Here is a 25,509-nt window from a genome sequence, read left to right as displayed (position 1 = left end):
AGTGCCGGAAATGTGACGCACTTGCGATTCAGCCGGACGGCTTGAAACCGGCGGCTAGAAACTGATCTTTCCGACGATCTGGGCAACGCTGTTCACGGCCTGCGAGACGGTGGGGGCGATCGAGGAGTCTGCGAGGTAGAAACCGAAGAGCGTGCAGACGACCGCGTGGCTCGCCTTCAACCCGCTCTTTTTGACGAGCAGGAACGTGATGAACCCCAGCAGGACGACGGCCGAGACGCTAACCGCCATACCGGACCTCGACGTTCCGTACGCCGGCGGACCGTGTCAGGGACAGCCAGTGAAGGAGCGCGGGCGCGTGTGTGCGGGTGTTCCGCGGACCGGGCGGAAACAGCCACACCCCCGAGCACCGCGACCGTGGTGTCGGAAGCCCGCTGGTCGAGCACTCCCAGGCTCCCGGGCGGCACAGCGTCTGCGGAGCGTGCCAGCGGTAGGCGGTGTCCGACTCGGCAGGGATGTGCATCCTGACGTGGGACTCACAGCAGAAGACCGGGCCAACAGGAAGGCCGTCCTGCCGGATGCCCTCCACCGCACGGAGTCCCACCCCGAGCCCGACCTGCACGACGTCCACCGCGCCCAGCCGTGGCCTCGGGAACGCCGCCAGTTGGATCCCCCAGCTCAACTCGGACTGCGCGGGAGACGGCGACCGGGCCTGCGACGACACGGGGCGGTCGGGTGGAGCGCCCCAGCCATGCGACGGCCCCGCGAGCCCCGCCGGCCTCTGCGGCAGGGAGTCATCAGAAGCGACGCCAACTCGACCTGAAGCGAACATCATCGGGAGACTCCTGTGCGTCCGAACGGACCGGTTGAGCCGCTCGACCGGGCGACTTCTGTCACCGGAACGCGGGCTGGCCCCCAAGACTGTTCACTGGACGGTGATTACGCACATGCCGAAGGTGATATCACTAAGGTGATTCCGGCTCCGCGAAAGGACGCCCGGAGAACCGCACATCTCGCTCGGGGGAGGGAAGAGTGCCTCGCCAGGCGCAACGGCACTGCGATCGATGCGGCTGCTCCCTGAGCCAGTACAACTCGGATTCCCTGTGCGCTTCCTGCGCCCGCTCTCAACCCAGGCAAGCTCATTTCACGCCGCTCGTGCCGGAATACGTCTGGACGGACACGGAAGTCCGAAGTGCGCTCGGCAACTGGGATTTCAGCCGGGCCAGCCGCCTCATCCGGCTCCGAAGTGGCCTTCGTCAGGGAGACATGGCCCAGCTCACCGGGATGAGCCAGTCCTTCCTGTCCATGCTGGAGTCTGGCAACCGCCGGCTCACCAACATCGACAAGATCATCGAGTTCCTGACAGGCCTCGGCGTACCAGCCGAGTTGGTCGCCCTTCCTCTCCCACATGCTCACGGGCCAGCCCAGCAAGCGCCCCAGGCCCCGTTCGCCGGCGACGCCGATCCGAGCCTCCCCTGGACCTCGGCCCGTATGGTGGAAGCACTGGACAGCGCGGTAGGAGGCAACGCGATGAACCGTCGACGATTCCTCACCGCTGGCGGCATCGCCCTCACCACCTTCGTCAACGCCTGGGACACCGCCGAAGCCGAACCCCTCACCAGGGCAGCGGAGGGGAGTCAGCTCACCGGCGACCTGCTGGACGCCCTGCAACGCACCACCGACAGTCTCCGCACCATGGACGCGAGCGACGGCAGCGGCACCCTCACCGCTCTCGGGGACAGCCACCTCCGGTTCCTCAAGCACCTGCTGGAGGAGACCTCGTACGACGAGGAGACCGGACGCCGCCTCGCGGCGATCATCGCCGACACGGCCACGCAGACCGGCTGGTTCGTCTTCGACTCCGGCGACCGGGATCGTCCACTCAGCTACCTGTACGCGGCCCTGCGCGCGGCGAAAGCCTCGCAGGACGTACGGCTGGGCGCCGGCGCCCTGTCCTACATAGCCATCCACGGCTACTCCACCGGGGCCCCGCACCATGCCGTGGCCGCGGCCCAGCGTGCCCGGGACAGGGTCAGGCACCTCGGCACACCGGCGCTCGAAGCCATGCTCCTTACGCGGCAGGCTCGCGGGCACGCCAAACTGGGCGAACGCCAAGCCACCCTCACCGCACTCGGACGAGCGGCCGAACTCTGCGCTCAGGGCCGCTCCGAACAGGACCCGCCCTGGCTGTACTGGGTCAACGAGGGCGAGATCCACGGCCAGGCGGGCAGCTGCCACCTCGACCTCGGCGACCCGAGCAGCGCCGCCGCCAGCTTCACCAGGGCACGGCAGGCACTCAACCCGGCGGACCACCGCACCCGCGGCCTGTTCCTCTCGCGTGCCGCCACCGCCCACGTCGAGCAAGGCGACATAGAAGCCGGGGCCGCCGCGGCGCACGAAGTCCTCGACCTGGCCGCGAGGCTCCGGTCGGCCCGGCTCGACAGCCACGTCGCGGACATGATCCACGGGCTCCGTCAGGTCGCCCACAGCCCGTACGCTCAGGACGTACTGGAGCGACACGTCGCGATGCCGGCAACAGGGAGCCGAACTTGACCGCCGCACCTCGGACCCTCGTCCTGTGGGACATCGACCGCACCCTGTTGTACGTCGGCGACATCGACAGGCAGGTCTACCGGGAGACCTTCGCCGAGATCGTCGGTCGTCCCGCGGAGCACCTCCCGGCACGAGGTACCGGCGTCACCATGCCCCTGGCGATCCGCTCCCTCCTGACGGACAACGGCGTCCCCGATGCAGAGGTCCCGCATTTGTTGCCGCGCATGGTGGAACTCCTCCCCCGACGCCTCGCCGCACACACGGAAGATCTTCGCCGACAAGGTGTCCTCCTGCCCGGAGCCGTCTCCGCCCTCAAGAACGTGCAGGCCCAACCGGGATACGTACCGACGGTGGTCACGGGGAACCTCAAGCCCAATGCCCTGCTGAAGCTCCAGGCGTTCGACCTCACCGGCTTCCTGGACACGGAGATCGGGGGGTACTCGTCCGACAACGACCACCGCCCGAGTCTCGTATCAGTCGCCCAGACACGCGCCCAGACCGAATACGGCACACGCTTCTCCCGCTCCAACACGGTCATCATCGGCGACTCCCTCGAAGACGTCCGCACGGGCCTCGAAGGCGGAGCACCTGTGATCGCGGTCGCGTCCGGAAAGACCTCCGCCGTCGATCTGGCGGCAGCCGGAGCCGACGTCGTACTCGACAGCCTCGAAGACGTTCCGCAGCTTCTGGACGCGATCACGGCAGTGACCCGCTCCGACGTCTGAGCACACCCCGCCGCCCACCAACTGGGGTATCACCGGCGTGATTCCCGCCCGCGAGTGCCCGCACGTACGCTGCCGTCCGCAGACGAGGAACGGGGGCGCGATGCCGAGGAACCCTCGCACATGCGCCGGCTGCGGATGCCGGTTGAGCCAGTACAACCTTGACGAACTGTGCGCGGCGTGCGCCCGCACCAAGGGGACGTGGGAGCCGCAACCAGTCCGCAGCATCCCGGACACGGTGTGGACCGACCGCGACATCCAAACCGCCATCGCGGCGTGGGACTTCGGCCGTGCGAGCCGACTCATCCGGGAGAGAGCCGGTCTTCGGCAAGAAGACATGGCGTCCATGGCCGGCCTGAGCCAGGGCTTCCTGTCGATGCTCGAAGCCGGCAGCCGACGTCTCACGAACCTCGACAAGGTCGCGCGGTTCCTCGACGGCATCGGCACGCCGGACGCCCTGCTGGCTCCGCCTTTCCGCGAACAGGGGACGTACGACGTCTCTGTCCCCGCACAGATCGGATGGTCACCCGTCGACGTGCCTCCCGGGGTGACCGAGGCCACCGACCTGAACCAGTTGGCGGCCCAGGCCGCCGTGCAGTCCCTGAACTTCGCCAGCGACATCACGCGGAGCAACGTCAGCGACGTGGAGCTCGAAGGGATCGAGGCCGTACTCGCCGGGATCGCCGGTGACTACGTCCACGCACCGCTGCACCGGATCTTCACTGACCTCGTGTCGACTAGGGATCACCTCTTCGGCCTGCTGAACGGCCGCCAGCCTCTCGGCCAGACCAGAAAACTGCTCCTGCTCGCTGGCACCAGCTCCCTGTTGCTCGCTCACGCCTCGCAGAACCTCGGCGACGAAGACGCCGCTGTCGCGCAGTTGCAGACAGCCTGGACTCTCGCCGAACAGTCCGATCACAACGACCTGCGAGCCTGGGTGAAGGGCACGGCCGCGCTGATCGCCGAGTGGTCGTCGCGGCGGCAGACAGCTCTCGACTACACAAGGCAGGCCGCCCTGCTGTCCCCCGGTGGGGAAACCCGAATCCGGATAGCGGCGATCGAAGCCCGGGCGGCGGCTCGCATCGGCGACCGCCGGACTGCCATGGACGCCATCGAGGAACTCAAACGGGCCCGGGACCGGCATGGGGCTCCAGACGCCCTGACCCGGTTCGGAGGCCTCCTCACGTTCCCCGAAGCGAAGCAGCACTACTACATCGGCGGAACCTTCGCGCTGCTTGGCGAGCATCGGCTGGCCGAGCAGCACGCGGCCACGGCCATCGAACTCTACGAATCCGGCCCTCCGGAGCAGAGGTCGTACGGCGACGAAGCCCTGGCGCGCCTCGACATCGCGACAGCGCGCATCACCGCAGGGGAGATCGAGGGAGCCGGAGAGCACCTTCGGCCCGTCCTGGATCTCCCGGCGGACCAACGCATTCGGCAACTCGGCGACGCCGTGCAGTCAGTGGCTAGGCTGTTGGAGCAACCGCGGTTCGCCCGGAGCTCCGTCGCGCGTGAACTCGCCGAAGCGGCCCGCGGGTACCAGGCGATAGACACCCGAACAAAGGTCCTTGCCCCATGACGACGACGGTCTCTCCCGAGTCCGCCGCCCGCATGGCCTGCCGAGCCTCAGGCCTGACAGACCAGTCACTCACCCGACTCCACGACCACGCCACGTCCGTGTTCCTCCTTGCCGACGAAGGCCTCGTCGTACGCGTCAGCCCCCTCTCCCAGCGGCCACGTCTCGACACAGCGGTCTCGCTGACCCGCTGGCTCGTCGCGAACGGCTTCCCGGCGACGGAGCCCGCGGATCTCCCCCAGCCGCTCGTCTACGCTCCGCACGCGGTGACGTTCTGGCACCACTACCCGCAGCCAGAAGGCAGCGGGCCACCGGCCGGCCCCTTGGGCGCCCTGCTACGTGAACTCCACTCCTTGCCGGCGCCGCCGATCCCGCTTCCCCGGTTTCAGCCCCTCACCTCGTTCAAGAACTCCGTGGAGTCCAGCTGCTACTTGGCCTCGGCGCAGCGTGAGTGGTTGGTCGCGCGGCGGGAGGAGCTTCTGGACAGCTACGGCAGGCTCGACTTCCCTCTGGGCCAGGGTCACATCCACGGCGACGCCTATCCCGGAAACACGCTCTGGAGTGGTGACGGCGTGCGGCTCGGCGACTGGGACGAGGCAGCGTTCGGCCCTCGTGAGATCGACCTGGCCAACACCTTCCAAGGGGTCCGGTTCGGGCGTACTGTCGCGGACCTCGACGAGTTCAGCCTTCGGTATGGGTACGACATCCGACAGTGGGATGGGCTGGCTGTGCTGCGAGCGATTCGAGACCTGCACACACTCGGCGCCTTCATACGACGCGCGGATCGAGGGGACAAGGCGGCTGGTAAGCAGCTTTCACACCGAGTCGCGACGCTCATGGACGGGCGAGAGACAGCCTCCTGGAGTAGGGCCTGAACCGGGGCTTGCCGGGAAGCGATCGAGGGCGCACGTCCCACACAGCTTCGTTGGGCATGCAGTGATGCATACCTTGGACCCTATCGACCTGTACGAAATTGGTTGTGACTGCAATTCCGTGACGGATCACTCCGGCGCATTTGCCACCGTCTGCCCAGTACCGGTCACCCCTCTCCTCAAGACGGCTTCGCCAGGGTCCATATAGCGGAGCTGATCCCTGGCTACGGCCAACTCGGAGCAGACCTGAGCCTCCTTGCCCGTCAGCTGGACCTGGCGGACTGTGCGCGTTCCGCAGCAAGTAGACGGTCAAGGTTGTCCCGCGCGCTGTCGAGCACAGTGAGGATCTGCGTACTGGTCTGCTCGAAGTGGGAGTCGACCTCGATACCGAGGTCATGCCGCAGCGTGACCCGCAACAGGTAGACACCGTCGGACAACGGACCGCTGAACCATTCCTTGGCCCGCTGGTACGCCTCGTCGAGGTCTCGGCTGCCCGGCAGCTGTTTCACAACCGTGTACCCGACACCGAGCGATCTGTTGAGCGTCGAGGCGGCCTCCAGAACACTCTTCGCCAGCGCCATCTGGGCCTGGGAGTACTGGTCGGCCCAGGCCTCCTTGGCGGCGTCGAGAACTGCCGGATCGACACTTTCGCCACGCTCGGAAGCCAGGACGGCGTCTCTGGCGGCGACCCGGTAAGCGCGGGCCGCGGTGTTGAGACGGGCATAAAGATCACGCTTCGCCTGCAACGCTCGCTCATCACGCTCGTGCTCCCGCTCACGATCGGCACGCCGGTTCTGCTCCGCTGCTTCGGCGCGGCTTGCACGCTGGCTGAGCACCGCCCCACCCAGGGTCCCGCCCAACGTCCCTCCGACGCTGATGAGCGCGACCGCAAGTGTCGTCACATCCACAGAGACCCTCTCCACCAGAGGCTTCGCATACTCGTCTATCCGTTTGGGTCGACGTGTCCAGCTCCACCTTGCGCATTCTGTCGGCACGACCGCGGCCCCACCGCCGATGACGCGGACCCGCTGGCGGTGTCGGGGCGTCGACCAGCAGGTTCGGAGATACCCCATTTACCCTCCATCAGCATGGAGCGCGTATCTCCCGGGTTATATCACCCGCGAAATGTGCCGTCCGCCCTGCGCTGCGGAAGGCTGCTCCCCGCACACCTCTCGTTGTGCACTGGCACCGCCGAAGCCGACACAAGCCGAGCACGGGAAAGGAGAGGGTCATGCCGACTCCTCGACGTACCAAGGGCGATCACCTGATCTACGCCGACGTCGTCGACTCCAAGAGCAAGGCGGGGGTCTGGATGGGCGAGCGTGACGCCTTCCAGGCCAAGCAGGCCGAGATCCTGGAAGCGTTGAAGGACAACACGGACTGGGTGCCCGTCGAGAACGCGATCATGGTGGTCAGCACCGAGCCCGCCGGCATCACGATCATCGCCGCGAACCCCACCCTTCCGGGCGTGATCGTCCTGGCGGACGGCGGCTCCCCGGAGGCCTCGGCACAGCTGCAGGCCTCCGGAGAGGAACTCGTCCGCAAGCTGATGGCCGAGCGCGGCATCATGGAAGAGGAAGCCGCGTAACACCTGTGGCCTCCTCGCAGCTTCTGTGGGGGAAGTACATCCGGTACGACCGGGACGGCGAGGCGGCCCTCCTCGACCCGGTCACGCTGGACAGCGTGTACCTCGACCGCGGGGAGGTCACCGATCTCTCCGCGGTTCCCCCGACCGCAACGCACACAGCTCTCGCCGAGCTCGGCTTCACGCCGGACGGTCCCGACCTCGACCGGCGCGAAGCACTCCGCAGCCGACTTCAGAGACTGGGCCTGGAGCCCTTACCCGTACGGATCAGCGGTCTCCGGATCGTCCTCACCGACGCCTGCAACATGAAGTGCAGCTACTGCTTCGTCGAGACGAACACCGGCAAGCCGGACATGACGGAGCAGGAACTCGCTGACGGCCTGACCTACCTCTTCGAGACCAACGCCGGCCGGGATGAGGTGGCCATCCAGTGGTTCGGGGGCGAGCCGACGACTCGGTTCGACCTGATGCAGCGCGGGGACGAACTCGCGGATGCACTCGCCGAGCAGCACGACGTGCAGCGCGTACGCCGAACCGTCGTCACCAACGGCGCCCGGATCACCGACGCCATGATCGATCACTTCTCCCGCTATCGCTACGGCGTCGGGATATCCGTCGACGGCCCACCCTCGGTCAACTCCGAGCACCGGAGACTGCTGGGCGGGCAGCCGGCCGACGACCGCATCCGGCGCAACGTCGGCCGGCTCCTCGATGCGGACGGCATCCACGTGGGCTGCAACCTCACTCCCACGCCCGCGAACATCGGGCGCCTGGCCGAGACCGTCAAATGGATCATCGACGAGCTCGGTCTGAAGTTCATCTACGCCAACACGCCCATCCCCGCCAGCGGGCGCTGGACTGTCGACGGCACAGAACTCGCCGAGGAGCTGTACCAGGCGCGCCTGGTGGCCCTCGGCCGAGGCGGCATGATGTTCTCCGTCCTCGACCGGGCGTTCCAGGCCCTCGACCGGCGCCGCCCCATGCTCTTCGACCACATGCAGAGCGACCGCACGCTCAACGCCGCCCTGCTGCCCGGCAGCCGAGTCAGCCTGTGCGACATCAACTTCACCGAGCCGGCCTTCCTGCATACCCTTGAGGAGTTACGAGCCGACCCGGCACTGTTGGGCGGCGTCGCCAAGGAGATCGCCCCTATCCCCGAGTGCGGCGAGTGCCCGGCGCTCGCGATCTGCGGCGGTCCCTCCCGCAACGAACAGCTCCTGATCGCGGGGGACCGACCGGACCCGCAGATGTGCGCCTTCTACCAGAGCACGGTGGAGATCGCCGTATGGGACAGCACGGGGCTCCAGTGAACGCGGTTGTCGTCCACCCCAAAGCACCGACCACGCCACCTCGCATGCGGTATCGCACCGCGCTGGTCAGCACAGCGGGCCATTGCAGGATCGCCTGCGGGTTCTGCTTCCGCGCCGACCGTGCCCACGGGTTCCTCGGCGTCTCCACCTACACCCGGACCCTGTCCCGGTTGAATGAGATCGGCGTCGAGGGAATCTGCCTCACCGGAGGCGAACCCGCACACCACCCCGAGCTACGCCAACTGGTTCGACTTGGGCACCAGTTCGGCTTGCCGGTGTCCGTGGTCACTTCCGTCCGCGACCCCGAGGACGTGCACCGTCTGGCCGACCTGGCCCATCTGCTCGCGAACGTCACCGTGTCCGCAGACTCGGCCGGCGCCATGGAAATCGGCCTCACGACCCGGTCCGTCACCTCAGCCATCGAGACCCTGAAGCAGATCCCCACACACCAGCAGGTCCTCCACCTCACGTACTGGAAGCTCAGCGACCAGGAGAGTCAGGACATCTACCAACGCGCCGCCGCGGCAGGCGTCGAGATCCAGCTAAGCCCCGTCGCCCTCGATGACGCGGGTCGACGGCGCGCCGGTCACACCGTCCACAGCTACCTCGACCAGCAAAGAGCCGACACCACCCACCTGGGTCGCTACTTCCAGCTCACGCCAAGGTTCCTGGAGTACCTGACGGGGCTTCGGACCATGCACCTCCATCCCGAGGACCGCCCCCTCTGTTCATCCGCCTCTCTCTACGTGTCCGCAGGCGGCGAGATCCGCCGCTGCCCGTACAGCAGTACAGGAGTGAACGTCCAGGCGCCCCGAGCGGAGATCGCCCAGTTCCTCGACTCCGATCCCCAGGATCGGACCACGCCTGAATGCGCGGCGGTCTGCCGCGCCGACGAGACCCGGTGAGAGGCCCATGACCACGCTCGTCACCACAGCCGAGGACTTCACCAAGCGGTGGCGCACTCCTCCCAACCTGCGCGTCGGCGGAGCTCTGGCCGGCACCGGCTATCCCTTCCCTCCCGCACGTGACGTCCTCGACGTCATCCGGCGGGACGAAGAGGTACGGTTCACGCTCCTTGGTGACGAGGACTGGTCCGTGCGCATGGACCGTACGGCGGCCTTCCGCACCGCCCCGATCGAAGAAGTGGTCACGTGGAGCTTCCGCCTCGTCCACTTCAACCTCATCCGCTTCTACGACGGCCTCCTGAGCGGGTTCCAACAGCACGTCATGGTCCCGTGGCGGACTCAGATGTCCAGTTGGGGGTTCACATGGCAGAGGTGCGCACCGATCCTGTTCATCTCCACAGCCGGGGTGTCCTCGACGTACCACAACGACAACTCGCACGGACTCGTGTGGCAGATCGAGGGCACCAAGACGTTCCACAGCTACCAAGACCCCGACAAGCACCTCAGCGCCGAAGCCGCCGTCGTGAGTGAGACGACTGGAGAGGAGCCCCCCGAACACGATCCCGCTGATCGCCAGTCCGTGCGGATGGACCCAGGCGACCGGCTGTGGAGCCACGCGCTCACCCCGCACTGGGTCACCACCGAATCCCCGGTGGGCATGAGCGTCACTCTGGCGCACGGAGGCCTGTGCCATCAGGGCCGCTTCTCGGAGCGGGAGCTGGCGCTCCGCGCGTACTGGGACAGGCATCCCGAAGAGGCGTGGAAACTGGACCTGCGCAACGTCCGCTACTGACAGCAGGAACCGGGTCCGCCCCTTGAAGGGGCGGACCCGGTTCCCTGTCTCTACGGAGTCAGCCGGTTCGGCCCCCGGAAGAGGAACGTGGCTTCCCGAAGCGAGTCGAGGCCGAGCAGCACCATCAGCACGCGGCCGAGCCCCATACCCAGACCGCCGTGGGGCGGGCAACCGTAGCGGAAGCAGTTCAGGTAGTCCTGCATGGGCTCGGTGCTCATGCCCTTCTCCGCGGCCTGCTTGAGCAGCACGTCGTAGCGGTGCTCACGCTGGGCGCCGGTCGTGACCTCTAGCCCCTTCCACAGCAGGTCGAAGCTGAGTGTCAGGCCCGGGTTGTCCGCCGGCCTCATGTGGTAGAAGGGCCTGATACTCGTCGGATAGTGGGTGATGAACACCCACTCGTGCCCGGTCTGCTCCTTGACGTAGGAGGCGATACCGCGCTCGCCCTCCGGGTCCAGGTCCTCCTTCACCCCCTCCGGGTCCCAGCCCTTCGCCCGCAGGATCTTCTGCGCCTCGGCCATCGTGATGCGCGGGAACGGCGTCTGGGGCACCACGACCTCGACGCCGAAGGTCTCCCTGATCGCGTCGCCGTGCAAGTCGGCGACCTTGGCGATGCCGTGCGTGAGCATCTGCTCCTCGAACGTCATCACGTCCTCGACGCCGTTGATCCAGGCAAGCTCGACGTCCACGCCCGTGAACTCGGTCGCGTGCCGGGACGTGAACGACGGCTCGGCACGGAACACGGGTCCGATCTCGAAGACCCTGTCGATGCCCGCCGCGATCGCCATCTGCTTGAAGAACTGGGGCGACTGTGCCAGGTACGCGGGCCGGTCGAAGTAGCCGAGTTCGAACACCTCGGCTCCGGACTCGGACGCCGTGCCCATCAGCTTCGGCGTGTGCATCTCGGTGCACCCCTGCGCGTAGGCGTACTCGCGCATTCCCTGCTCGAACGTGGTCTGCACGGCGAACAGCAGCTGCGCCTGAGGCCGGCGCCGTACGTCCAGGAAGCGCCAGTCGAGGCGGTGCTCCAGCCCTGTGTGCTCGTCGATGGGCAGCGGCGTCTCAGCTCGGTTCAGGAGCTCGACCGACTCGGGAACGACCTCAAGGCCGCCGAGCTTCACGATCGGGTTCTCGACCACGCGGCCGGTGATCCGGACGGCGGACTCCGTGGTCAGGCCCTCCAAGGCGGCCTCGACCTCGTCGCCTCCGCCCGAGCGCTTGTGAGTGACCTGCGCCATGCCGGTGTGGTCACGGACGACAACGAACTGCATCTTGCTCTGTAGGCGAAGCGTGTTCACCCAGCCCGACACGGATACGGTCTGCCCGACGTGTTCTCGCAGGTCAGACACCAGTACGCGGCTAGTCGTGTGGATCATCGCAGCCCTCCCAGGGGCGTCGTCATGATCCCTTGGGGGCGCGGACGAGAAGGGTACTCGCGGTGCCACCGCGCCTTTACCGCCACTCGGGGAGAGCGGCGGCCTCATTCATGCCCGATGACGGGGGCCGGCCGACGGGGCATTGGGTCGTAAGACCGTTCCTCCCCGCACTCAGGAGTGTCTTCGCATCGGGGCGCGAGATTGCCTTCCCAGCTACCGGCAATTCTCTCGGCTCACGTGATCCCGAAGCTACTCGTCTCCATCAACGCGTTGCCAACGAGCATAGCGGGAACACCAGAGATGCGGTGGCAAGATCACGCCAAAGTCGGTACGTCGCCCATGAGCCGCCTCTCGGTACTCACCGGTCTACGTCGGGCAGGTTCAGGCACGGGCGCGTGCGCTACCGCAATCACGGCCTCCGACACCGGCCTGTTCGTGGTCGCACCGACCGTCTCCCGGGCCCGTTGGAGCGGACATCCATGTCGTGGCCCCAGATCTGCCATTGGTCCATACCCAATCGAGGCGGGAAATCGACAGAGATGAAAACTTGTACCCATCTACACGGGGGTGTATCACCCGTGTGATTTGAATCCGTCGTCGATCAGGTTCTACGCTCCGAGGGAATTTAAACGAAGATACCCACTCGTTTGGCCGCCAACACACTCAAGCGATACGCAAAGGAATTCTGGCGTCCTTATCACGAACTTCGCCGTAGTCCTCACTGAAGGGCATCCTGACGATGGATGGAACGTCACGCGCCGCAGTGCCCGTTGAGATCCTCTCGACCCTCAACGTGCCGCCCGGCAGGAGCACGAAGTACGTCTTCGGAACGTCCGACAGGTCCACCTTCGAGGCCGTACGGCTCTGGGAAGGCGACCGTGAAGCCTACTCGGTGTGCATGTCCGCCCAGGCAGGATGCAGGTACGGCTGTACGCATTGCGCTACCACTTTCGCGCGTACACCCTTCGTTCGGAATCTGCAGCCGGAGGAGATCACCGCGGCGGTGCAAGCGGTGGCGCAGCCCGTTCGAACCCCACAAAGCCCCCTCGCCTGGGTCGACTTCGCCGGAGTCGGAGATGCCGCCGCGAACTGGACCCACGTCACCTCAGCGGCGAGAACCATTGTGGACCGTGGCTTGGCAAAGCAGGTGAAAGTAACCAGCATCGCCCCGCAGGGGTGGGTTCGAAGGCTCCTGCGGGCCAACGCCTGGTTACCGGACCGCTTCATGTTCTCCCTGCACGGCGCCACCGCGACTCAGCGCCGCGTGGTCATCCCCCGCGCGGACGATCCCGCGACCGTGCTACCACTGTGGGCCGCTATCGCCGAGCAACGCCCGGTGGTAGTGAACTACGTCCTCTGCGAGGACAACACGCGGCCGGCGGACGAGGCCGCGCTCACACAACTGCTCGCTCCGTACGCCGGCCGCTTCGTCCTGCTGCGGCTCTCCAGCATCAACCCCGTGCACGGCAGTCCCCTACGCCCGAGCACCAGGGAAGCGGACTTCATCGCCGCGCTGTCCCGCGATCTGGAGGGCTGGGTCGTCTCGCATCACCTGTCCGCCGGGCGGGAGGCGGCCGCCGCCTGCGGGCAGCTGCGTTCGGAGATCCTGGACCTCGCTCCGCCAATCAGCCGTACGGGGCGAGTCAAGACCTCGGGATGAGTCGATCGCCCGCCGCGGCATGAGAACTAAGTCCTCGGCTGCTCCCCGTGTTCCAGGTACACGGGGCCGCCGTTGGCTCGCGAGGCAATCGCGACCTTCACCCTGCGTGACAGCCTCGGGATCAGGAGCTCGTCGAGTTGTTCGGATGGAAAGAACTCGGCGGCGAGAAGCTCGTCGGGAGCGACCTTGATGGAAGCGAAGTCCTCTGGGGTGAGTTCTCCGCCGTCGAAGACGTACAGAACCTTGTCGCCCTCGGCGTCACTCGGAGCCCAGTCGACGGCGAGGAGAATGCCGATCGGCGGAGTGATCCCGAGCTCCTCCCCTACTTCCCTTCGGCAGGCGGCCAAGGGCGACTCCGCATGCTCGACATAGCCGCCGGGGATCTCCCACATCGGCTTGTAGGAAGGCTGGACGAGGAGGACGTGTCCGTCGGCGTTGAAGAACAGCGCACCGGCCGCCATACGGGGCCGCGCCATGCGCTGTTCCTGCTCATTGAGGGCCATGGGCCTCAGCCTACGATCCGGGTCCGCTGCGGCCTCGCGCGGCTACTCGTCCGGCGCGGGCTGTCACCGTGCGTGGATACTCCTGGCAGCGGCGCGACGGGAACGAGCCAATGCGAGGCATGACTGATCATCTGCCTTTCGGCAAGCGCGTGCGGTTCTACCGGCAACGCCGCGGGCTGAGCCAGCGGCAGCTCGGCCAGCTCCTGGGGCGTTCCGAGGACTGGATGTACCGGATTGAGTCCGGGCGTATCCCGGTGAACAACGTGAAGATGCTGGCGGACCTGGCCCAGGCACTGCGCGTGCACCTGGAGGACCTTCAGGGCACGCCCAGGTTGCTGGAAGACCGTGAACGCGACGCAGGCAGTGTGCCGGCGATCCGGGCGGCGCTGATGCAGTCGCGCCACCTGGCGGGCTCGCTCTACAACGACCGTGAATCGGTTCGCCTGGAACGCCTGCACCTGGAGGTCAACGAGGCCTGGGAGCTCTACCAGAACGGGCGGTACGCGAAGCTGGCGGAGCGGGTGCCCGGGCTCCTCGCGGACGCCCGTTTGGCGACGCGTGAGCGGTCGTCCGGTCGTGAGAGATCCGAGTCGCTACGGCTGTTCGCGTTGACGTGTCACGTGGCGGCGGTACTCCTGCGGAAGCTGGGGGAGACCAATCTCGCGTGGACCGCAGTGGACCAAGGCGACATGGCCGCGGTGGAGTCGGGAGACCCGTCCGCCGTGCTCGCTCTCCGACGGGGCATTGCGCACGTGCAGCTCGGAGCCGGAATGCCGGCGGAGGCGGTCAACGTCACGCTCGACGCGGCCGACGGCCTCGAACGCGGGTGGTGGTCTTCTGCCCCGTCCGCACTCTCCCTGTACGGGACCCTCTTCCTCAACGGCGCGGTCGCCGCGGCAAGGATGAGAAACCGGGCGCTGGCCGATCACATGATGGGCAAGGCGCACGAGGCAGCGCAGCGGCTCGGCAGCGACCGCAACGAGCTGTGGACCTCCTTCGGCCCCACCAACGTCGAGATCCATCGATTGGCGCTCGCCCTTGAATTCGAGGACGTCCAGCTGGCCGTGGACATGGCCCCACACATCCGAACCACCGGACTTCCTGTGGAACGGCGGGCCCGGGCCCGGCTCGACGTTGCCCGCGCGTATGCCGAAGCCGGACGAATCGACGATGCCGTCGAGGAACTGAAGCGCGCCTTCCGCATCGCGCCCGAACAGCTGCGGGCCCACGAGTTCGCCCGCGAGTTGGCGCGCCGACTGTACAAGCTCTCGCGTCGCCGGGACGTTCAGGATCTTGCCTTGAGCCTCGGGGCCATCAAGTAGCGGCCCGGTTCAGCCACACCGAGGGACCCGGAATTTTTCTCCGGGTCCACTCCCACGTGGACGCTTACGGTCTTCACCACCGAGCGTCGCTTGAACGGGAGGTAACAGGGTGCCTGTCCGCCGACTGGACGACAGAGCTGAATCCGACGGCATCGACGACACGGTGGTGCTGCGCTGGAGTGGCCACCCGCGGTGCGTCGGCTTGGCCCGCAACGAACTACGCCGTGCGCTACATACGTGGGGTTTATCCCGCGTGGAGGACACGGCCGTACTCGTGCTTTCCGAGATCTTCAGCGACGTCGTACGCCACGTTCGAGTACCGCCGGGCAGAGAGATCGAGTCCCGGTATATACGCACCAGTGAAGGCCTCCGGCTGGAAGTCCACGACGATACTGACGGCTCATACCAACCGGCTCTTGAAAGGCCTGTTCTGCAGGACGAGTTCGGGTCACAGCTCCTGCAGGCATTGACCCACCGCTGTGGCACCGCACAACGAGGCGCAAACCGCTGGGTCGTATGGGCGGAGCTGGCCCCTGACTTCTGGATGGGGCCCCGCGATGACCGCTAACCGACGGACTCACCAGCTGTTCGCCCTGGCCGAGGAGATACAGGTCCTGCCCGCCTCCGCCAGCGAAAGAAGCGAAGACCGTGAAGCCGACGTCTGGGAGGGGATCGACTTACGCAACCACAACTCGTACACGGGACGCAGCGGACGCTCCGTCCGGCGCTGCCGCCGCTGCCAGTGCATTCTCAGCCGCTACAACGAAGACTCCTACTGCGGTAGTTGTGCCCGCAACGCACCGAGCAAGCCCCGAGTCGTACCAACTGTGCCAGCCGAGGTGTGGAATCGCGCCGACATTCAGGCGGCACTCTTCGCGCGGGATTTCGGCCAGTTATGTCACCTCGTACGCATCGCGAGCGGATTGCGCCAGAGCGACATGGCCGACCTCACGGGATTGAGCCAGGCATTCCTGTCCATGCTGGAGTCCGGAGGAAGACGGCTGACCAACATCGACAAGATCGTCGAACTGCTGACAGGACTCAACATCCCGGCTGACCTCGCTGGCCCCACGCTCCTGCCAACGACCGAGTCAGCCGAAGAGGCCTACCACGCCAGCTATAATGTGCGCCGCCACCCCGGCGAGTTACCGGTTCACCGCCTGGAAGCTAAACCCGAAGGCGGATAGCCACATCGCACTCGATTCCCAACAGTGCTCCCCGCTTGGCCAAATTAGCGCAGCCTGTTGGCTATGGGCGAGCTTTACGAGGTCTTTCTCCGGGCGGCTTGGTAGCAAGATCGCGCGATTAGCCTTGTCCAGGAAACGGGTGTAGTCAGCCAGCTGCCCGATTGCCTGACGGATGTCATCACGACCAGCGGAAGCCTTTGCTTCAATCAGCAGGTTTGCGCTTCCGACCCAGACGTCCGTGAATAGAGGGGAGCAATCTTTAGTGTGGCGAATCTGGAGTCGAGAGACTGGGTGCCCCTGCCTCATCAAGAACAAACATAGACGCTTTTCAAGCCGAGCTTCCGGTCGCAGAGTTGAGAATGATGAAATGCCGGAGCGGCTGCACATTAGTTCGTGCCGCTCTACAGGAACCACGCTCACTTGATTTCTACGACCTGGGCAAGGGAGCGTCCCGGGTTTGTGAGTAACCATGTCAACAGGGGCCAAGCGAAAGATTGGGATGGGCCATCCCTCGGGGCTTATCGTCTCTAGTACATCATCCAGAACAAGTGACTCAACGTAACGATAGTGACGCCGCGACATTTTTGATATCAACTCGCCATGCATTAGGTGCAAAGCGCGACCCATCTGCCAGGCTGTAAGAATTACTTTGTTGTACGGATTCTCGAACGGGTCGACAGGAGGGTTTCTTTCAGAGTTTGGATCCCCCCGCCTGTGTGCCCCAACATAATAGAAGAAGCCGTCGTCTGCCCAGCCAACCTCGACTTCAAGGTTGTTGGCAATTTCGGGTACGTGGTAAAGGGCCACGTGCGAGCTGATAGAGGACGGGGCAATTCCACTTTGGAGCGCCATCCCATATCCCTCAGTCATGAACTGCCGTGTTGTAAAATCGCCACGGTTGAGCTTCCATTCTTCAGGATTCTTGATCAGCAAGGCCACCAGCCCCCACGAGACGCTACTAGTTTCATGCACGAGGGTACTGACCAGGTCTGACATTCCTCGATCAGCGCACGAGGTCGGCTGAGCGGGGAGGTTGCTAACGCCATGGAACCGACTAGCCCCAGCCGCGACGCACCCCTTCTCATCTCGGGAGGTCAGGCCCCCGGACCGACTACGGATCACCACATGCCGACCCGCCAAGGGCGCTCGGCCAGGGGAGACCGCCCAGCGTCTTACCGCGTCATCAGCAACGCAGGCCCGGCCGGGAGCCGGGCCACGCGGGGCGAGCAAGGCGAGCCGCCTTGCTCGGGCAGAGAGATTTCCAACCGGGGTTCAGCACCTGCTCGGCAACGGTGGGAGCGCTCTATCGGCAGAGGCGAAACTTGGGCCGTCGGGCACTGCCTAAGGGCTGTCCCGCAAGCGATCTCCGTCTTAGGGGCGACGCGGATAGTCAGGGTGATCGGCGTAGGGCGAGGCGAGGTCGAGCAGGTCGTCGCATGGCCAGGTCTCGCCGTCATACTGACAGTCATCGCGGTTGTCCCACGGTATTTCAGGGTCACCCGCAGCCGGACTGAGCACATGGCGGGCGAGTACGCGTCGCTTGGCTTCGACCTCCCGCAGAACGCGAGCCGGGTCGTGCAACGCCACATGTATGGCGATCGTGGGGTGGAAGCCGGGGAGCTCTCCCTGGCAGAAGTCGACCGTGTGCCCGTGAGCGGTCCACTCCCCGCAGCCGTCACCGTCGCAGCGTCGGGCCAGCTCGGCTTCTTCATCCAGCCGTGCTTGGAGGAACGTCACCAGGTCTTGGCTCATGGGGTCATCCTCGACGATGTGCCGAGCCCGGTCCTCTGATTTCCATGGTGCAGGCAAGGCTCGGCCGACTGGCCGACAGTGGAACGATCTTGCCGTGGCAGGTGTGATCACGGCGTCGGAACCGTCCTGGATAGCCCCGTTCACCGGGCTGAGTCCGCAGCAGTTCGGCAAGTTGGTCACCGCGCTGCGGCGCGAAGATGCGGACCCGGTCCGCAAGGGCCGACCGTGGAGTCTGCCGCTGCAGGACCGGGTCCTGTTGGTCACAGCGTACTGGCGGACGAACCTGACGCTGCGACAGCTTGGCCCATTGTTCGGCGTGTCCAAGTCGGCCGCCGCCCGGATCGTCGATCATCTCGGGCCGCTACTCGCCCTGCATAAGCGCAAACGGTTCCGCAAGGAGACCGTGCTGATCGTGGACGGCACCCTGGTCCCGACCCGAGATCACACGGTCGCCGAGCAGTCGAAGAACTATCGGTACTCCACCAACCACCAGGTCGTCATCAACACCGACACCCAGCTCGTCGTCACCGTCGGCCGGCCTCTGCCCGGCAACCGGAACGACTGCAAGGCATGGCAACTGTCCGGAGCGAAGACCGCCGTCGGCAAGGCCGTTGTCATCGCAGACGGCGGATACCGGGGTACGGGCCTGGTCATCCCGCACCGGCGCCAGCCTGGCCAGGACGAACTTCCCGCTTGGAAAGAGGAGCACAACGCCTCTCACCGCAAGGTTCGAGCCCGTGTCGAGCACGTCTTCGCACGCATGAAGACCTGGAAGATCCTTCGCGATTGCCGCCTCAAAGGCGACGGTGTCCATCACGCCATGCTCGGCATCGCCCGCCTGCACAACCTTGCCCGCACCGGCTAGGACCAGGCGAGACATGCCTGATCAGCCGGACTCTGTCATCCCACCCAAGGGAGTGCGGCGGGGCGATATCTTGCGACGGCTGATCCGCCAGCCGTCAGCGGTGCGCACGATGGTGTCGTCATAGGAGACGGAACCGCAGGAGCCGTCCGCCTTGATGCCCAGCGCCTTGGATCGGACTTGCACCCGGCCGTCTGCCGACACCGTAACGACGACGTTGGTGACGTGATGCGCAACGGGGTTGGCGGCTCCCAGTGCCCATGCCGCTTCTCGGATGGCAGCCACTCCCAACAGCGGCTCTTGGCCGAAGTCGGTGAGGTCGTAGACAACATCGGAGGTGAACAACTCCTCCAACCGGTCAAGGCTTCCGTCGTCAACAAGGGGGGCCCCGGCCGACGAGCCCGCCCACCACGCCACCGGACGTTCGTCGGCGGGCTGAGCACGAAATCCACCTCGCCGCAGACGGCCAGTGCCGCCTGCTGTGCTTCCACCTCACGCCCGGCCAGGCCCGCCCAGTGGATGGACCAGCTGGCCGAGTTCATCGAAACGGTGGCCGGGTAGCTGGAAGAGCTTCGAAGGATGCACCCCCGACTCACCGCAGCCCGCGCCGAATGGGCAGCGCGGGCTGACACTACGGCCGACACCGAGGCCGCGTAATCCCATCGGGCCAAGGCCGTACCAAGCTCTGCGACCGCAGGGTGCTGCTCCAATGGCTGTCGCGAATGCCCAGGCCAGGAGCCTCGTTTGCTCTCCGCTCCAGGGACTTTTCAGGGACTTTCAGCGCTGTCCGAGGGACTTCCGAGGGACTTTCCGCCACCTAACGCGGCAAGCCGTTGAAAGATCAGAAAGGGCCTCCGACGCAGGTCAGAGGCCCTTTCCCAGGTAAAGCCGCAGGTGGCGGCAGACGAGTCGGGCTGTACGCCGGGTTCTGTGCCCCGGTCCCTCGCGGGAGTCGGGGTGACGGCCATCCATCTAGGGCCGGTGTTGCCACCGGCCTCGTGCGGTCTACCCGGGGGCTCGGGCGGGCAGCCCTCGAACGTCCCCGCAGGGCCGCCTTTTACAGCGGCCCCTCTTGACCTTGCTCCGGGTGGGGTTTACCTAGCTGCCCAGGTCGCCCTGGGCACTGGTGGTCTCTTACACCACCGTTTCACCCTTACCCAGCACCGAAGTGCTGGGCGGTTTGCTTTCTGTGGCACTGTCCCGCGAGTCGCCTCGGGTGGCCGTTAGCCACCACCCTGCCCTGTGGAGCCCGGACGTTCCTCGGGAAGCCCCCCTAGGGGGACTCCACGCGGCCGTCCGCCCGGCTCGTCTGCCGTGGCGACCATGTTACCGGGCGGGCCGGCCTCCTCGGTGCCGAGGCCATCGTGGCGAGCACGGAACCCGTCAGGATCAGCGCGAAGGACGCGGCGATCGTCGGGGTGAAGCTCTCGCCCAGGAAGAGTGCCCCGGCCGCCACCGCCACCGCCGGGTTGACGTACGTGATGACCGTCGAGCGGGTCGGGCCTATCTCCTTGATGAGTTCCAGGAAGGCGACGAAGGCCACCGCCGTGCAGAGGACGCCCAGCGCGAGGAGGGAGAGCAGTGCGTTCGTGGAGGGGAGGGCGGAGGGCCAGGTGACCGCCGCCGCGGGGGCGTAGACCAGGGCCGCCAGGGTCAGGCACGGCGCTATCAGCTGTAGCGTCGGGACGTCCTTCAGGCGGCGGGCCGCGATGAGCGGTGCGGTCGCGTAGCCGATCACCGTGAGCAGGACCTCGCCGAGGGAGCGGGCGTCACCGCCGGTCAGGTGCGGGACGGTCAGGACACCCACGCCGGCCAGGCCGATCAGGAGGCCCGCGATCCGGCGGGCACCCAGGTGCTCCCGCTCACCGCCGAAGTAGCGCGCCGCCACCACGCCCACGATCGGCACGCCCGCGATCAGCAGGCCCGCCGTCGAGCTGGAGAGGTGCCGTTCGGCGTCCGTGAGCGTGAACCACGGGCCCATGATCTCGATGCACGCGAAGGCCAGCATCGGACGCCAGTGGGCCCGCAGGGTGCCCAGCAGGCCGCCCTGCCGGATCGCCAGCGGCAGGAGCAGCAGCGCTCCCACCGCACAGCGCGCGAAGACCACCATCGACGGGGACACCTCGTCCACCGCCACCTTGATCATCAGATAGGGGATGCCCCAGACCACTCCCATCAGGGAGAACAACAGCCAGCCGCGTGCAGTCATGGGGAGAGTCTCGCGGTCAGCGCCGTGCCGCGTCTTGAACGCTGTTGCGGTACGCCGCCGGGGTCACCCCCAGCACCCGCCGGAACCAGCGGGTCAGATGGGCCTGGTCGGCGAAGCCCACCAGAGTCGCCACCTCCGCCGGGCGCAGGCCCGCCTCCAGCAGCCCGCGGGCCCGGTTCACCCGGTGCTGGGCCAGCCAGGCGTACGGCGGCACGCCCATCGTCGTACGGAACGCCCGGAGCAGTTGGTAGCGGGAGAGGCCCAGGTCCGCGGCCAGGTCGGCGAGCGAGGGCGGGCAGGTCAGCTCGTCGGCCAGGCGGTCCCGGACCAGCAGGGAGATGCCGTGCGCTCCGGCGACCCGGTCCGTCGCCGGCCGGGCCGTGGAGTGACGCCGGGACAGGGCCGTCAGCAGCCAGGGCAGCCGGGACTCCGCTTCCAGCGGGTCGGGGCAGGCGGCCAGTTCGGCGTGGGTCCGGCGCAGGACCGCGGCCAGCTCGGGGTCGTCGAGGACGGCGTCCCGGAAGTGCGGTACGGCGTCCAGGGTGCCGTCCGCCAGCAGGGCCGGGTCCGCGTACAGGGCGCGGTAGGCGTAGCCGTCGGTCGCGGTGGCGGGGCCGCCCGTGTGCATCTCGCCGGGAGCCAGGACGACGATGGAACCGGGGCCGGTGCTGATGTGGCCGCCCCGGTAGTCGATGACCTCGGAGCCGCCGACGCACACCCCGATGGTGAACTCGGCGTGTGCGTGCGGGGCGTAGGTGTGCCGTTCGAAGTTCGCCGTCAGCAGGTCGAGTGACGGGCCGCAGCGGCCCAGCCTCGCCCTCGTCCACCGTGCCTGTTCAGCCACGTTCGCACCCCCTCGCGCTAAGGGTGCAACGCCCTCACACCTCGTTTCCATGCCGCGTCCAGGTCGGCGTCGTCCGGAAACCGGCCGTGGATCTCCAGGACGACCATGCCGTGCGCGAACGCCCAGGTGGCGCGGGCCAGGTCCTGGTCGCCGCCGCAGGCCCGCAGGAGCGGGAGGGCGGCCCGGGCCTCCAGGCCGTCCGGCAGCCGGGTGCGCGGCAGGGGGCGTTCGGTGGCCAGGCAGTAGAGGTGGGGGTGGGCCAGGGCGTAGGCCCGGTACGCCTCGGCCAGGGCCTCCAGGGACCCGGGGTGCCGGGACTCGGCCGCCTCCATGGCCGCGGCCGCCTCCTCCAGCATCTGCGCGGTCAGTTCCACCTCCACGGCGTGCTTGTCCGGGAAGTGCTTGTAGAGGGAGGGGGCCTTGATGCCGAGGCGGTCGGCGAGGGTGCGCATGGTGAGGTCGGCGGGGCCGGACTCCTCCAGCAGTTCCCTGGCCGCCGCGACGATCTCCCGCGCCCTCGCCGTCAGCCGGTCGTCAGTCACGCTGGAGGTCCTGCCGGAAGTCCTGCCGGAAGTCACGCTGGAAGCCCTCTTTCGTCCGCAGTCCGTAGCCGAAGGCGCGATCGTACGAGATGTGGGCCAGCCAGCCGCAGAGCGCGGCGAAGGCCGGGGGCCAGAAGAAGAAGGGCTGCACCGCGTACGCCGTGAGCAGCGCCAGCGGGACCAGCGCACGGTGCATCGCGTTGTAGTACGGCACCGCGCGCGGCGGCAGCTGCCCCTTCGCCATCCGGGGCGCCTCGTCGAGGGCGATCAGGAAGGTGAGGTCCGGGAGGAGGAGGAAGAGCAGGGCGAGGGCGCCGGCGAGCCAGCCGTGGTTCACGCCCTCCAGTACGGCGAAGGCCGTCCAGAACAGCGCCCCGGCCAGCCAGGCCGTACGGCGGGCCACGGTTACGGCACTGCGGACCAGGGGGGCGGCATTCGCGGTCGCGGTGGTTGCGGTGATCGCTGAGGTGGTCGTGGTGGTCATGGCTGCCTCCCGAAGGCATTTCGGCTAACGCCGTTAGCCACGACCGTACGGCTAACGACGTTAGCCGTCAAGGGCGGTCAGCCGGACCACCGGTCACGCGCCGGGGACCATCCGCTCCAGCGCGTCGAACGCCGCCGCCATGCGCACCCGGTGGTCCACGGCGACCTCCTCGAACGGTTCGCCCGCGAGCTCACGGCTCACGGAGACGACACACACCGAGCGGTACGCGGCGACGAACACGGCCGCCACCAGCTCCGGGTCGCCGAGGCCGGCCTCGGCGAGGGCGCGGGCCAGCGCCCGCTCGACCTCCTCGGCGCCCTCCCGCGCCCGCGCCAGCAGTGCGGGCGAGTCGGCGACGACGAACCAGAAGCCCGCGAAGCCCTCCCCCAGGCCGCCCAGCGGATGCCCCGCGTCGATGAACCGGAAGGCGAGACCGCGCAGCGCCGCGAGCGGGGTCTCGTCGGCCGCGCGCCCCCGTACCGCGCCGGCGAAGGCCTCGACCGCCTGCGGAATGCGGTCGAGGAACAGGTCCTCCTTGCGCGGGAAGTAGTTGAAGACGGTCATCGCGGACACGCCGGCCTCCCGCGCGACCTCCGCGACGGTCACCCGGTCGAAGCCGCGCTCCCGGAACATCACCGTCGCGACGTTCGAGATCCGCTGCCGCGTCTCCCGCTTCTTGCGCTCCCGCAGGGTCTCCCCCGGTCTGCTGTCATCGATCACAAGAAAACTATAGCCGCTCGAAACTTTTAGTGACTACAGTGAAGCCATGACGACGACAGAAGCCGTGAGCAACGGCAAGAACGGCAACGGCAAGAACGGCGACGGCACCGACTACGACGTGGTGGTGGCCGGCGGTGGGCCCGTCGGGCTCTTCCTCGCCTGCGAGCTGCGGCTCGGCGGGGCGCGGGTCCTGGTCGTGGAGCGGCTGACCGAGGTGGACGAGACCATCAAGGCGGGCGGGATCAACACGGCGGGCGCGGTGGCGCTCTACCGGCGCGGGCTGCTGCCCGAGCTCGCGGCGGCCTGGGAGAGGAACCGGTGGCGGATGCGGGCCTTCCTCGGGGAACGGGGCGGGGAGCAGGCCGCGGGGCAGGGGGACGGCGCACCTCGCACGCCCCCGAAGTTCGCCGGGCACTTCGCCGGGATCATGATGCGCGGTGACCTGTTCGACCAGTCCGACCCCGCGTTCGCCGACATCGGCCCCGCCGACGGCGTCGGCCTCGGTGTCCCGCAGGCCGACCTGGAGCGCATCCTGGGCGCACGCGCCGAACGGCTCGGCGTCGAGGTCCGCCGTGGCGCGGAGCTGACCGGCTTCGACACCGACGACGACGGAGTGGTCGTCCGCCTCGCCGACGGGGCACGGATCGGGGCCGGGTGGCTGGTGGGGTGCGACGGCGGGCGGAGCACCGTCCGCAAGCTCGCCGGGTTCGACTTCCCGGGGACCGAGCCGGAGATCACCGGCTATCAGGCGGTCGTCGAGATGAGCGGGAGCGAGCGGCTCGGGGTCGGCTGGAACACCACCGACGTGGGGACATACGTCAACGGCCCCTTCCCCGGCCGGATCCTCACGGTCGAGTTCGACGGGCCGCCCGCCGACCGCTCGGCGCCGATCACCGCCGAGGAATTGCAGACCTCCCTGCGCCGGGTGTCGGGCGTCGACGAGGTGACCATCCACGAGGTGCACTCCTCGACCCGGTTCACCGACAACGCCCGGCAGGCGAGCACCTACCGGCGGGGCCGGGTGCTGCTCGCGGGGGACGCGGCGCACGTGCACTCGCCGTTCGGCGGGCAGGGGCTCAACCTCGGGCTCGGCGACGCCATGAACCTCGGCTGGAAGCTCGCCGCCGTGGTGCGCGGGCTCGCGCCGGACGCCCTCCTGGACAGCTACACCGCCGAACGGCATCCCGTCGGCGCCTGGGTGCTCGACTGGACCCGCGCCCAGATCGCCGTGATGCGGCCCGACCGGCACGCCCGCGCGCTGCGCCGGGTGGTCACCGATCTGGCGCTGACGACGACCGGGACGACGTACCTCGTCGGGCGGATCTCCGGTGTCTGGCAGCACCACGACCTGCCCGGCGAGCACCCGCTGACCGGCCGGAGCGCCCCCGACCTGGAACTCTCCGACGGCAGCCGGCTCGGCGACCGGTTGCACGGCGGCCGGGCCCTGCTCCTGGACCTCGCGGACGACCCCAAGCTGCGGGCCCGCGCGGAGGGGCACGCCGATCGGGTGGACGTCCTGACCGTGGCCTGCCCCGCACGTCCGGACCTGACCGGCCTGCTCGTACGCCCCGACGGCTTCGTCGCCTGGGCGGCGGACCAGGACCACCAGGGAGACGACCTCGACGACGCCCTCGACCGATGGTTCGTCGCCGCCTGAGACGGAGACGGGTGGGGGAGACGGCGGAGCCCGGGTCGTAGCTCGGCCAGTCGGTCAGCAGGTCAGTCGGTCGGCAGGCCAGTCGGTCGGCAGGCCAGTCGGTCAGCAGGCCAGTCGGTC

General features: G+C 67.5%; 23 protein-coding genes, 1 other RNA gene and 1 pseudogene. 13 read left to right on the top strand and 12 right to left on the bottom strand.

Annotated features, from left to right (window positions below):
• Nucleotides 1–54: 54 nt before the first annotated feature.
• A complete protein-coding gene (locus tag AAW13_RS40295) occupies nt 55–249 on the bottom strand; it encodes a hypothetical protein (RefSeq protein WP_046732134.1) in 195 nt (64 codons plus the stop codon).
• A gap of 864 nt (nt 250–1,113) precedes the next feature.
• On the opposite strand from AAW13_RS40295, the gene AAW13_RS40290 reads away from it, so the two are divergent.
• The 4 genes from AAW13_RS40290 (at nt 1,114) to AAW13_RS40275 (ending at nt 5,684) form a co-directional block, all read left to right on the top strand.
• Nucleotides 1,114–2,511: a helix-turn-helix domain-containing protein gene (locus tag AAW13_RS40290; RefSeq protein WP_052768671.1), complete on the top strand. Its 1,398-nt coding sequence runs from the start codon at nt 1,114–1,116 to the stop codon at nt 2,509–2,511.
• On the top strand, nt 2,508–3,236 hold the full coding sequence (locus AAW13_RS40285; protein ID WP_046732132.1) for an HAD family hydrolase: 729 nt from the start codon (nt 2,508–2,510) through the stop codon (nt 3,234–3,236). The genes AAW13_RS40290 and AAW13_RS40285 overlap by 4 nt, the downstream gene beginning before the upstream one ends.
• A 142-nt stretch (nt 3,237–3,378) precedes the next feature.
• Nucleotides 3,379–4,812, top strand: coding sequence for a helix-turn-helix domain-containing protein (locus tag AAW13_RS40280; RefSeq protein WP_240528889.1), 1,434 nt, complete (start codon nt 3,379–3,381; stop codon nt 4,810–4,812).
• Nucleotides 4,809–5,684, top strand: a complete 876-nt coding sequence (locus AAW13_RS40275) for a phosphotransferase family protein (protein ID WP_046732130.1) — start codon at nt 4,809–4,811, stop codon at nt 5,682–5,684. Before AAW13_RS40280 ends, AAW13_RS40275 begins: the two co-directional genes overlap by 4 nt.
• A gap of 260 nt (nt 5,685–5,944) precedes the next feature.
• Here AAW13_RS40275 and AAW13_RS40270 read toward each other — a convergent pair whose 3' ends face one another.
• Entirely contained in the window at nt 5,945–6,589 is a 645-nt protein-coding gene (locus AAW13_RS40270) for a hypothetical protein (protein WP_240528887.1), read from the bottom strand.
• Between the two features lie 323 nt (nt 6,590–6,912).
• Between AAW13_RS40270 and AAW13_RS40265 the strand changes: the two genes are divergently transcribed.
• Genes AAW13_RS40265 through AAW13_RS40250 form a run of 4 tightly spaced genes read left to right on the top strand, consistent with a single transcriptional unit; the run spans nt 6,913 to nt 10,274 of the window.
• Nucleotides 6,913–7,269, top strand: coding sequence for a hypothetical protein (locus tag AAW13_RS40265; RefSeq protein WP_046732129.1), 357 nt, complete (start codon nt 6,913–6,915; stop codon nt 7,267–7,269).
• Between the two features lie 5 nt (nt 7,270–7,274).
• Nucleotides 7,275–8,576 (top strand): radical SAM protein, encoded by a 1,302-nt coding sequence (locus tag AAW13_RS40260; RefSeq protein ID WP_046732128.1) that lies wholly within the window; start codon nt 7,275–7,277, stop codon nt 8,574–8,576.
• 44 nt (nt 8,577–8,620) lie between these two features.
• Nucleotides 8,621–9,481, top strand: a complete 861-nt coding sequence (locus AAW13_RS40255) for a radical SAM protein (protein WP_046732127.1) — start codon at nt 8,621–8,623, stop codon at nt 9,479–9,481.
• A 7-nt stretch (nt 9,482–9,488) separates the two neighbouring features.
• Complete coding sequence (locus AAW13_RS40250) at nt 9,489–10,274, top strand: hypothetical protein (RefSeq protein ID WP_046732126.1); 786 nt, start codon at nt 9,489–9,491, stop codon at nt 10,272–10,274.
• Nucleotides 10,275–10,324: 50 nt separating this feature from the next.
• Here AAW13_RS40250 and aspS read toward each other — a convergent pair whose 3' ends face one another.
• A complete protein-coding gene (gene aspS, locus AAW13_RS40245; RefSeq protein WP_046732125.1) occupies nt 10,325–11,647 on the bottom strand; it encodes an aspartate--tRNA(Asn) ligase in 1,323 nt (440 codons plus the stop codon).
• A 1,135-nt stretch (nt 11,648–12,782) separates the two neighbouring features.
• On the opposite strand from aspS, the gene AAW13_RS40240 reads away from it, so the two are divergent.
• On the top strand, nt 12,783–13,307 hold the full coding sequence (locus tag AAW13_RS40240) for a hypothetical protein (protein WP_338059083.1): 525 nt from the start codon (nt 12,783–12,785) through the stop codon (nt 13,305–13,307).
• Between the two features lie 26 nt (nt 13,308–13,333).
• Here the strand turns inward: AAW13_RS40240 and AAW13_RS40235 are convergent, their stop codons facing one another.
• Complete coding sequence (locus tag AAW13_RS40235) at nt 13,334–13,810, bottom strand: NUDIX domain-containing protein (RefSeq protein WP_046732123.1); 477 nt, start codon at nt 13,808–13,810, stop codon at nt 13,334–13,336.
• A gap of 119 nt (nt 13,811–13,929) precedes the next feature.
• Between AAW13_RS40235 and AAW13_RS40230 the strand changes: the two genes are divergently transcribed.
• Complete coding sequence (locus AAW13_RS40230; protein WP_206306366.1) at nt 13,930–15,132, top strand: helix-turn-helix domain-containing protein; 1,203 nt, start codon at nt 13,930–13,932, stop codon at nt 15,130–15,132.
• 557 nt (nt 15,133–15,689) lie between these two features.
• The gene (locus AAW13_RS44495) at nt 15,690–16,319 is read left to right on the top strand and encodes a helix-turn-helix domain-containing protein (protein WP_079179159.1); all 630 of its coding nucleotides are present in this window, start codon (nt 15,690–15,692) and stop codon (nt 16,317–16,319) included.
• A gap of 1,371 nt (nt 16,320–17,690) precedes the next feature.
• Here the strand turns inward: AAW13_RS44495 and AAW13_RS40215 are convergent.
• On the bottom strand, nt 17,691–18,071 hold the full coding sequence (locus AAW13_RS40215) for a DUF6221 family protein (protein ID WP_071659846.1): 381 nt from the start codon (nt 18,069–18,071) through the stop codon (nt 17,691–17,693).
• A gap of 94 nt (nt 18,072–18,165) precedes the next feature.
• Here AAW13_RS40215 and AAW13_RS40210 point away from each other — a divergent pair, with 94 nt between their 5' ends.
• On the top strand, nt 18,166–18,936 hold the full coding sequence (locus tag AAW13_RS40210) for an IS5/IS1182 family transposase (protein ID WP_046732119.1): 771 nt from the start codon (nt 18,166–18,168) through the stop codon (nt 18,934–18,936).
• A 21-nt stretch (nt 18,937–18,957) separates the two neighbouring features.
• On the opposite strand, the gene AAW13_RS40205 is transcribed toward AAW13_RS40210, so the two are convergent.
• The 7 genes and pseudogenes from AAW13_RS40205 to AAW13_RS40170 form a co-directional block, all read right to left on the bottom strand.
• Nucleotides 18,958–19,350, bottom strand: coding sequence for a nuclear transport factor 2 family protein (locus tag AAW13_RS40205; RefSeq protein WP_046732118.1), 393 nt, complete (start codon nt 19,348–19,350; stop codon nt 18,958–18,960).
• Between the two features lie 484 nt (nt 19,351–19,834).
• Nucleotides 19,835–20,241: RNase P RNA component class A (rnpB, locus tag AAW13_RS40200), an RNA gene on the bottom strand.
• A 115-nt stretch (nt 20,242–20,356) separates the two neighbouring features.
• Nucleotides 20,357–21,079: pseudogene (locus AAW13_RS47915) on the bottom strand (DMT family transporter); the annotation flags it as partial.
• Between the two features lie 79 nt (nt 21,080–21,158).
• The gene (locus AAW13_RS40185; RefSeq protein WP_206306365.1) at nt 21,159–22,037 is read right to left on the bottom strand and encodes a helix-turn-helix domain-containing protein; all 879 of its coding nucleotides are present in this window, start codon (nt 22,035–22,037) and stop codon (nt 21,159–21,161) included.
• Nucleotides 22,004–22,513: a TetR/AcrR family transcriptional regulator gene (locus AAW13_RS40180; protein ID WP_046732171.1), complete on the bottom strand. Its 510-nt coding sequence runs from the start codon at nt 22,511–22,513 to the stop codon at nt 22,004–22,006. The genes AAW13_RS40185 and AAW13_RS40180 overlap by 34 nt, the downstream gene beginning before the upstream one ends.
• A gap of 7 nt (nt 22,514–22,520) precedes the next feature.
• Nucleotides 22,521–23,012 carry a DUF4260 family protein gene (locus tag AAW13_RS40175; protein WP_079179158.1) on the bottom strand — a complete coding sequence of 164 codons (492 nt, stop codon included), beginning with the start codon at nt 23,010–23,012 and terminating at the stop codon, nt 22,521–22,523.
• A gap of 93 nt (nt 23,013–23,105) precedes the next feature.
• Nucleotides 23,106–23,732 carry a TetR/AcrR family transcriptional regulator gene (locus AAW13_RS40170; RefSeq protein WP_046732115.1) on the bottom strand — a complete coding sequence of 209 codons (627 nt, stop codon included), beginning with the start codon at nt 23,730–23,732 and terminating at the stop codon, nt 23,106–23,108.
• A 46-nt stretch (nt 23,733–23,778) separates the two neighbouring features.
• Here AAW13_RS40170 and AAW13_RS40165 point away from each other — a divergent pair, with 46 nt between their 5' ends.
• Nucleotides 23,779–25,389: an FAD-dependent monooxygenase gene (locus tag AAW13_RS40165; protein WP_079179157.1), complete on the top strand. Its 1,611-nt coding sequence runs from the start codon at nt 23,779–23,781 to the stop codon at nt 25,387–25,389.
• Nucleotides 25,390–25,509: the final 120 nt, after the last annotated feature.

The organism is Streptomyces humi, from assembly GCF_001005085.2.
Taxonomy (GTDB): Bacteria; Actinomycetota; Actinomycetes; order Streptomycetales; family Streptomycetaceae; genus Streptomyces; species Streptomyces humi.
Note: the sequence above shows the minus strand (reverse complement) of the source record. Positions and strands in the feature narration are given on the sequence as shown.

Bases quoted from the DNA above. Each gene is read 5' to 3' on its own strand.
- AAW13_RS40295 (WP_046732134.1), bottom strand. From the start codon at position 249: ATGGCGGTTAGCGTCTCGGCCGTCGTCCTGCTGGGGTTCATCACGTTC.
- AAW13_RS40215 (WP_071659846.1), bottom strand. From the start codon at position 18,071: ATGAGCCAAGACCTGGTGACGTTCCTCCAAGCACGGCTGGATGAAGAA.
- AAW13_RS40235 (WP_046732123.1), bottom strand. From the start codon at position 13,810: ATGGCCCTCAATGAGCAGGAACAGCGCATGGCGCGGCCCCGTATGGCG.
- AAW13_RS40255 (WP_046732127.1), top strand. From the start codon at position 8,621: ATGCGGTATCGCACCGCGCTGGTCAGCACAGCGGGCCATTGCAGGATC.
- AAW13_RS40265 (WP_046732129.1), top strand. From the start codon at position 6,913: ATGCCGACTCCTCGACGTACCAAGGGCGATCACCTGATCTACGCCGAC.
- AAW13_RS40175 (WP_079179158.1), bottom strand. From the start codon at position 23,012: ATGACCACCACGACCACCTCAGCGATCACCGCAACCACCGCGACCGCG.
- AAW13_RS40185 (WP_206306365.1), bottom strand. From the start codon at position 22,037: ATGGAAACGAGGTGTGAGGGCGTTGCACCCTTAGCGCGAGGGGGTGCG.
- AAW13_RS44495 (WP_079179159.1), top strand. From the start codon at position 15,690: ATGACCGCTAACCGACGGACTCACCAGCTGTTCGCCCTGGCCGAGGAG.
- AAW13_RS40230 (WP_206306366.1), top strand. From the start codon at position 13,930: ATGACTGATCATCTGCCTTTCGGCAAGCGCGTGCGGTTCTACCGGCAA.
- AAW13_RS40275 (WP_046732130.1), top strand. From the start codon at position 4,809: ATGACGACGACGGTCTCTCCCGAGTCCGCCGCCCGCATGGCCTGCCGA.
- aspS (WP_046732125.1), bottom strand. From the start codon at position 11,647: ATGATCCACACGACTAGCCGCGTACTGGTGTCTGACCTGCGAGAACAC.
- AAW13_RS40250 (WP_046732126.1), top strand. From the start codon at position 9,489: ATGACCACGCTCGTCACCACAGCCGAGGACTTCACCAAGCGGTGGCGC.
- AAW13_RS40165 (WP_079179157.1), top strand. From the start codon at position 23,779: ATGACGACGACAGAAGCCGTGAGCAACGGCAAGAACGGCAACGGCAAG.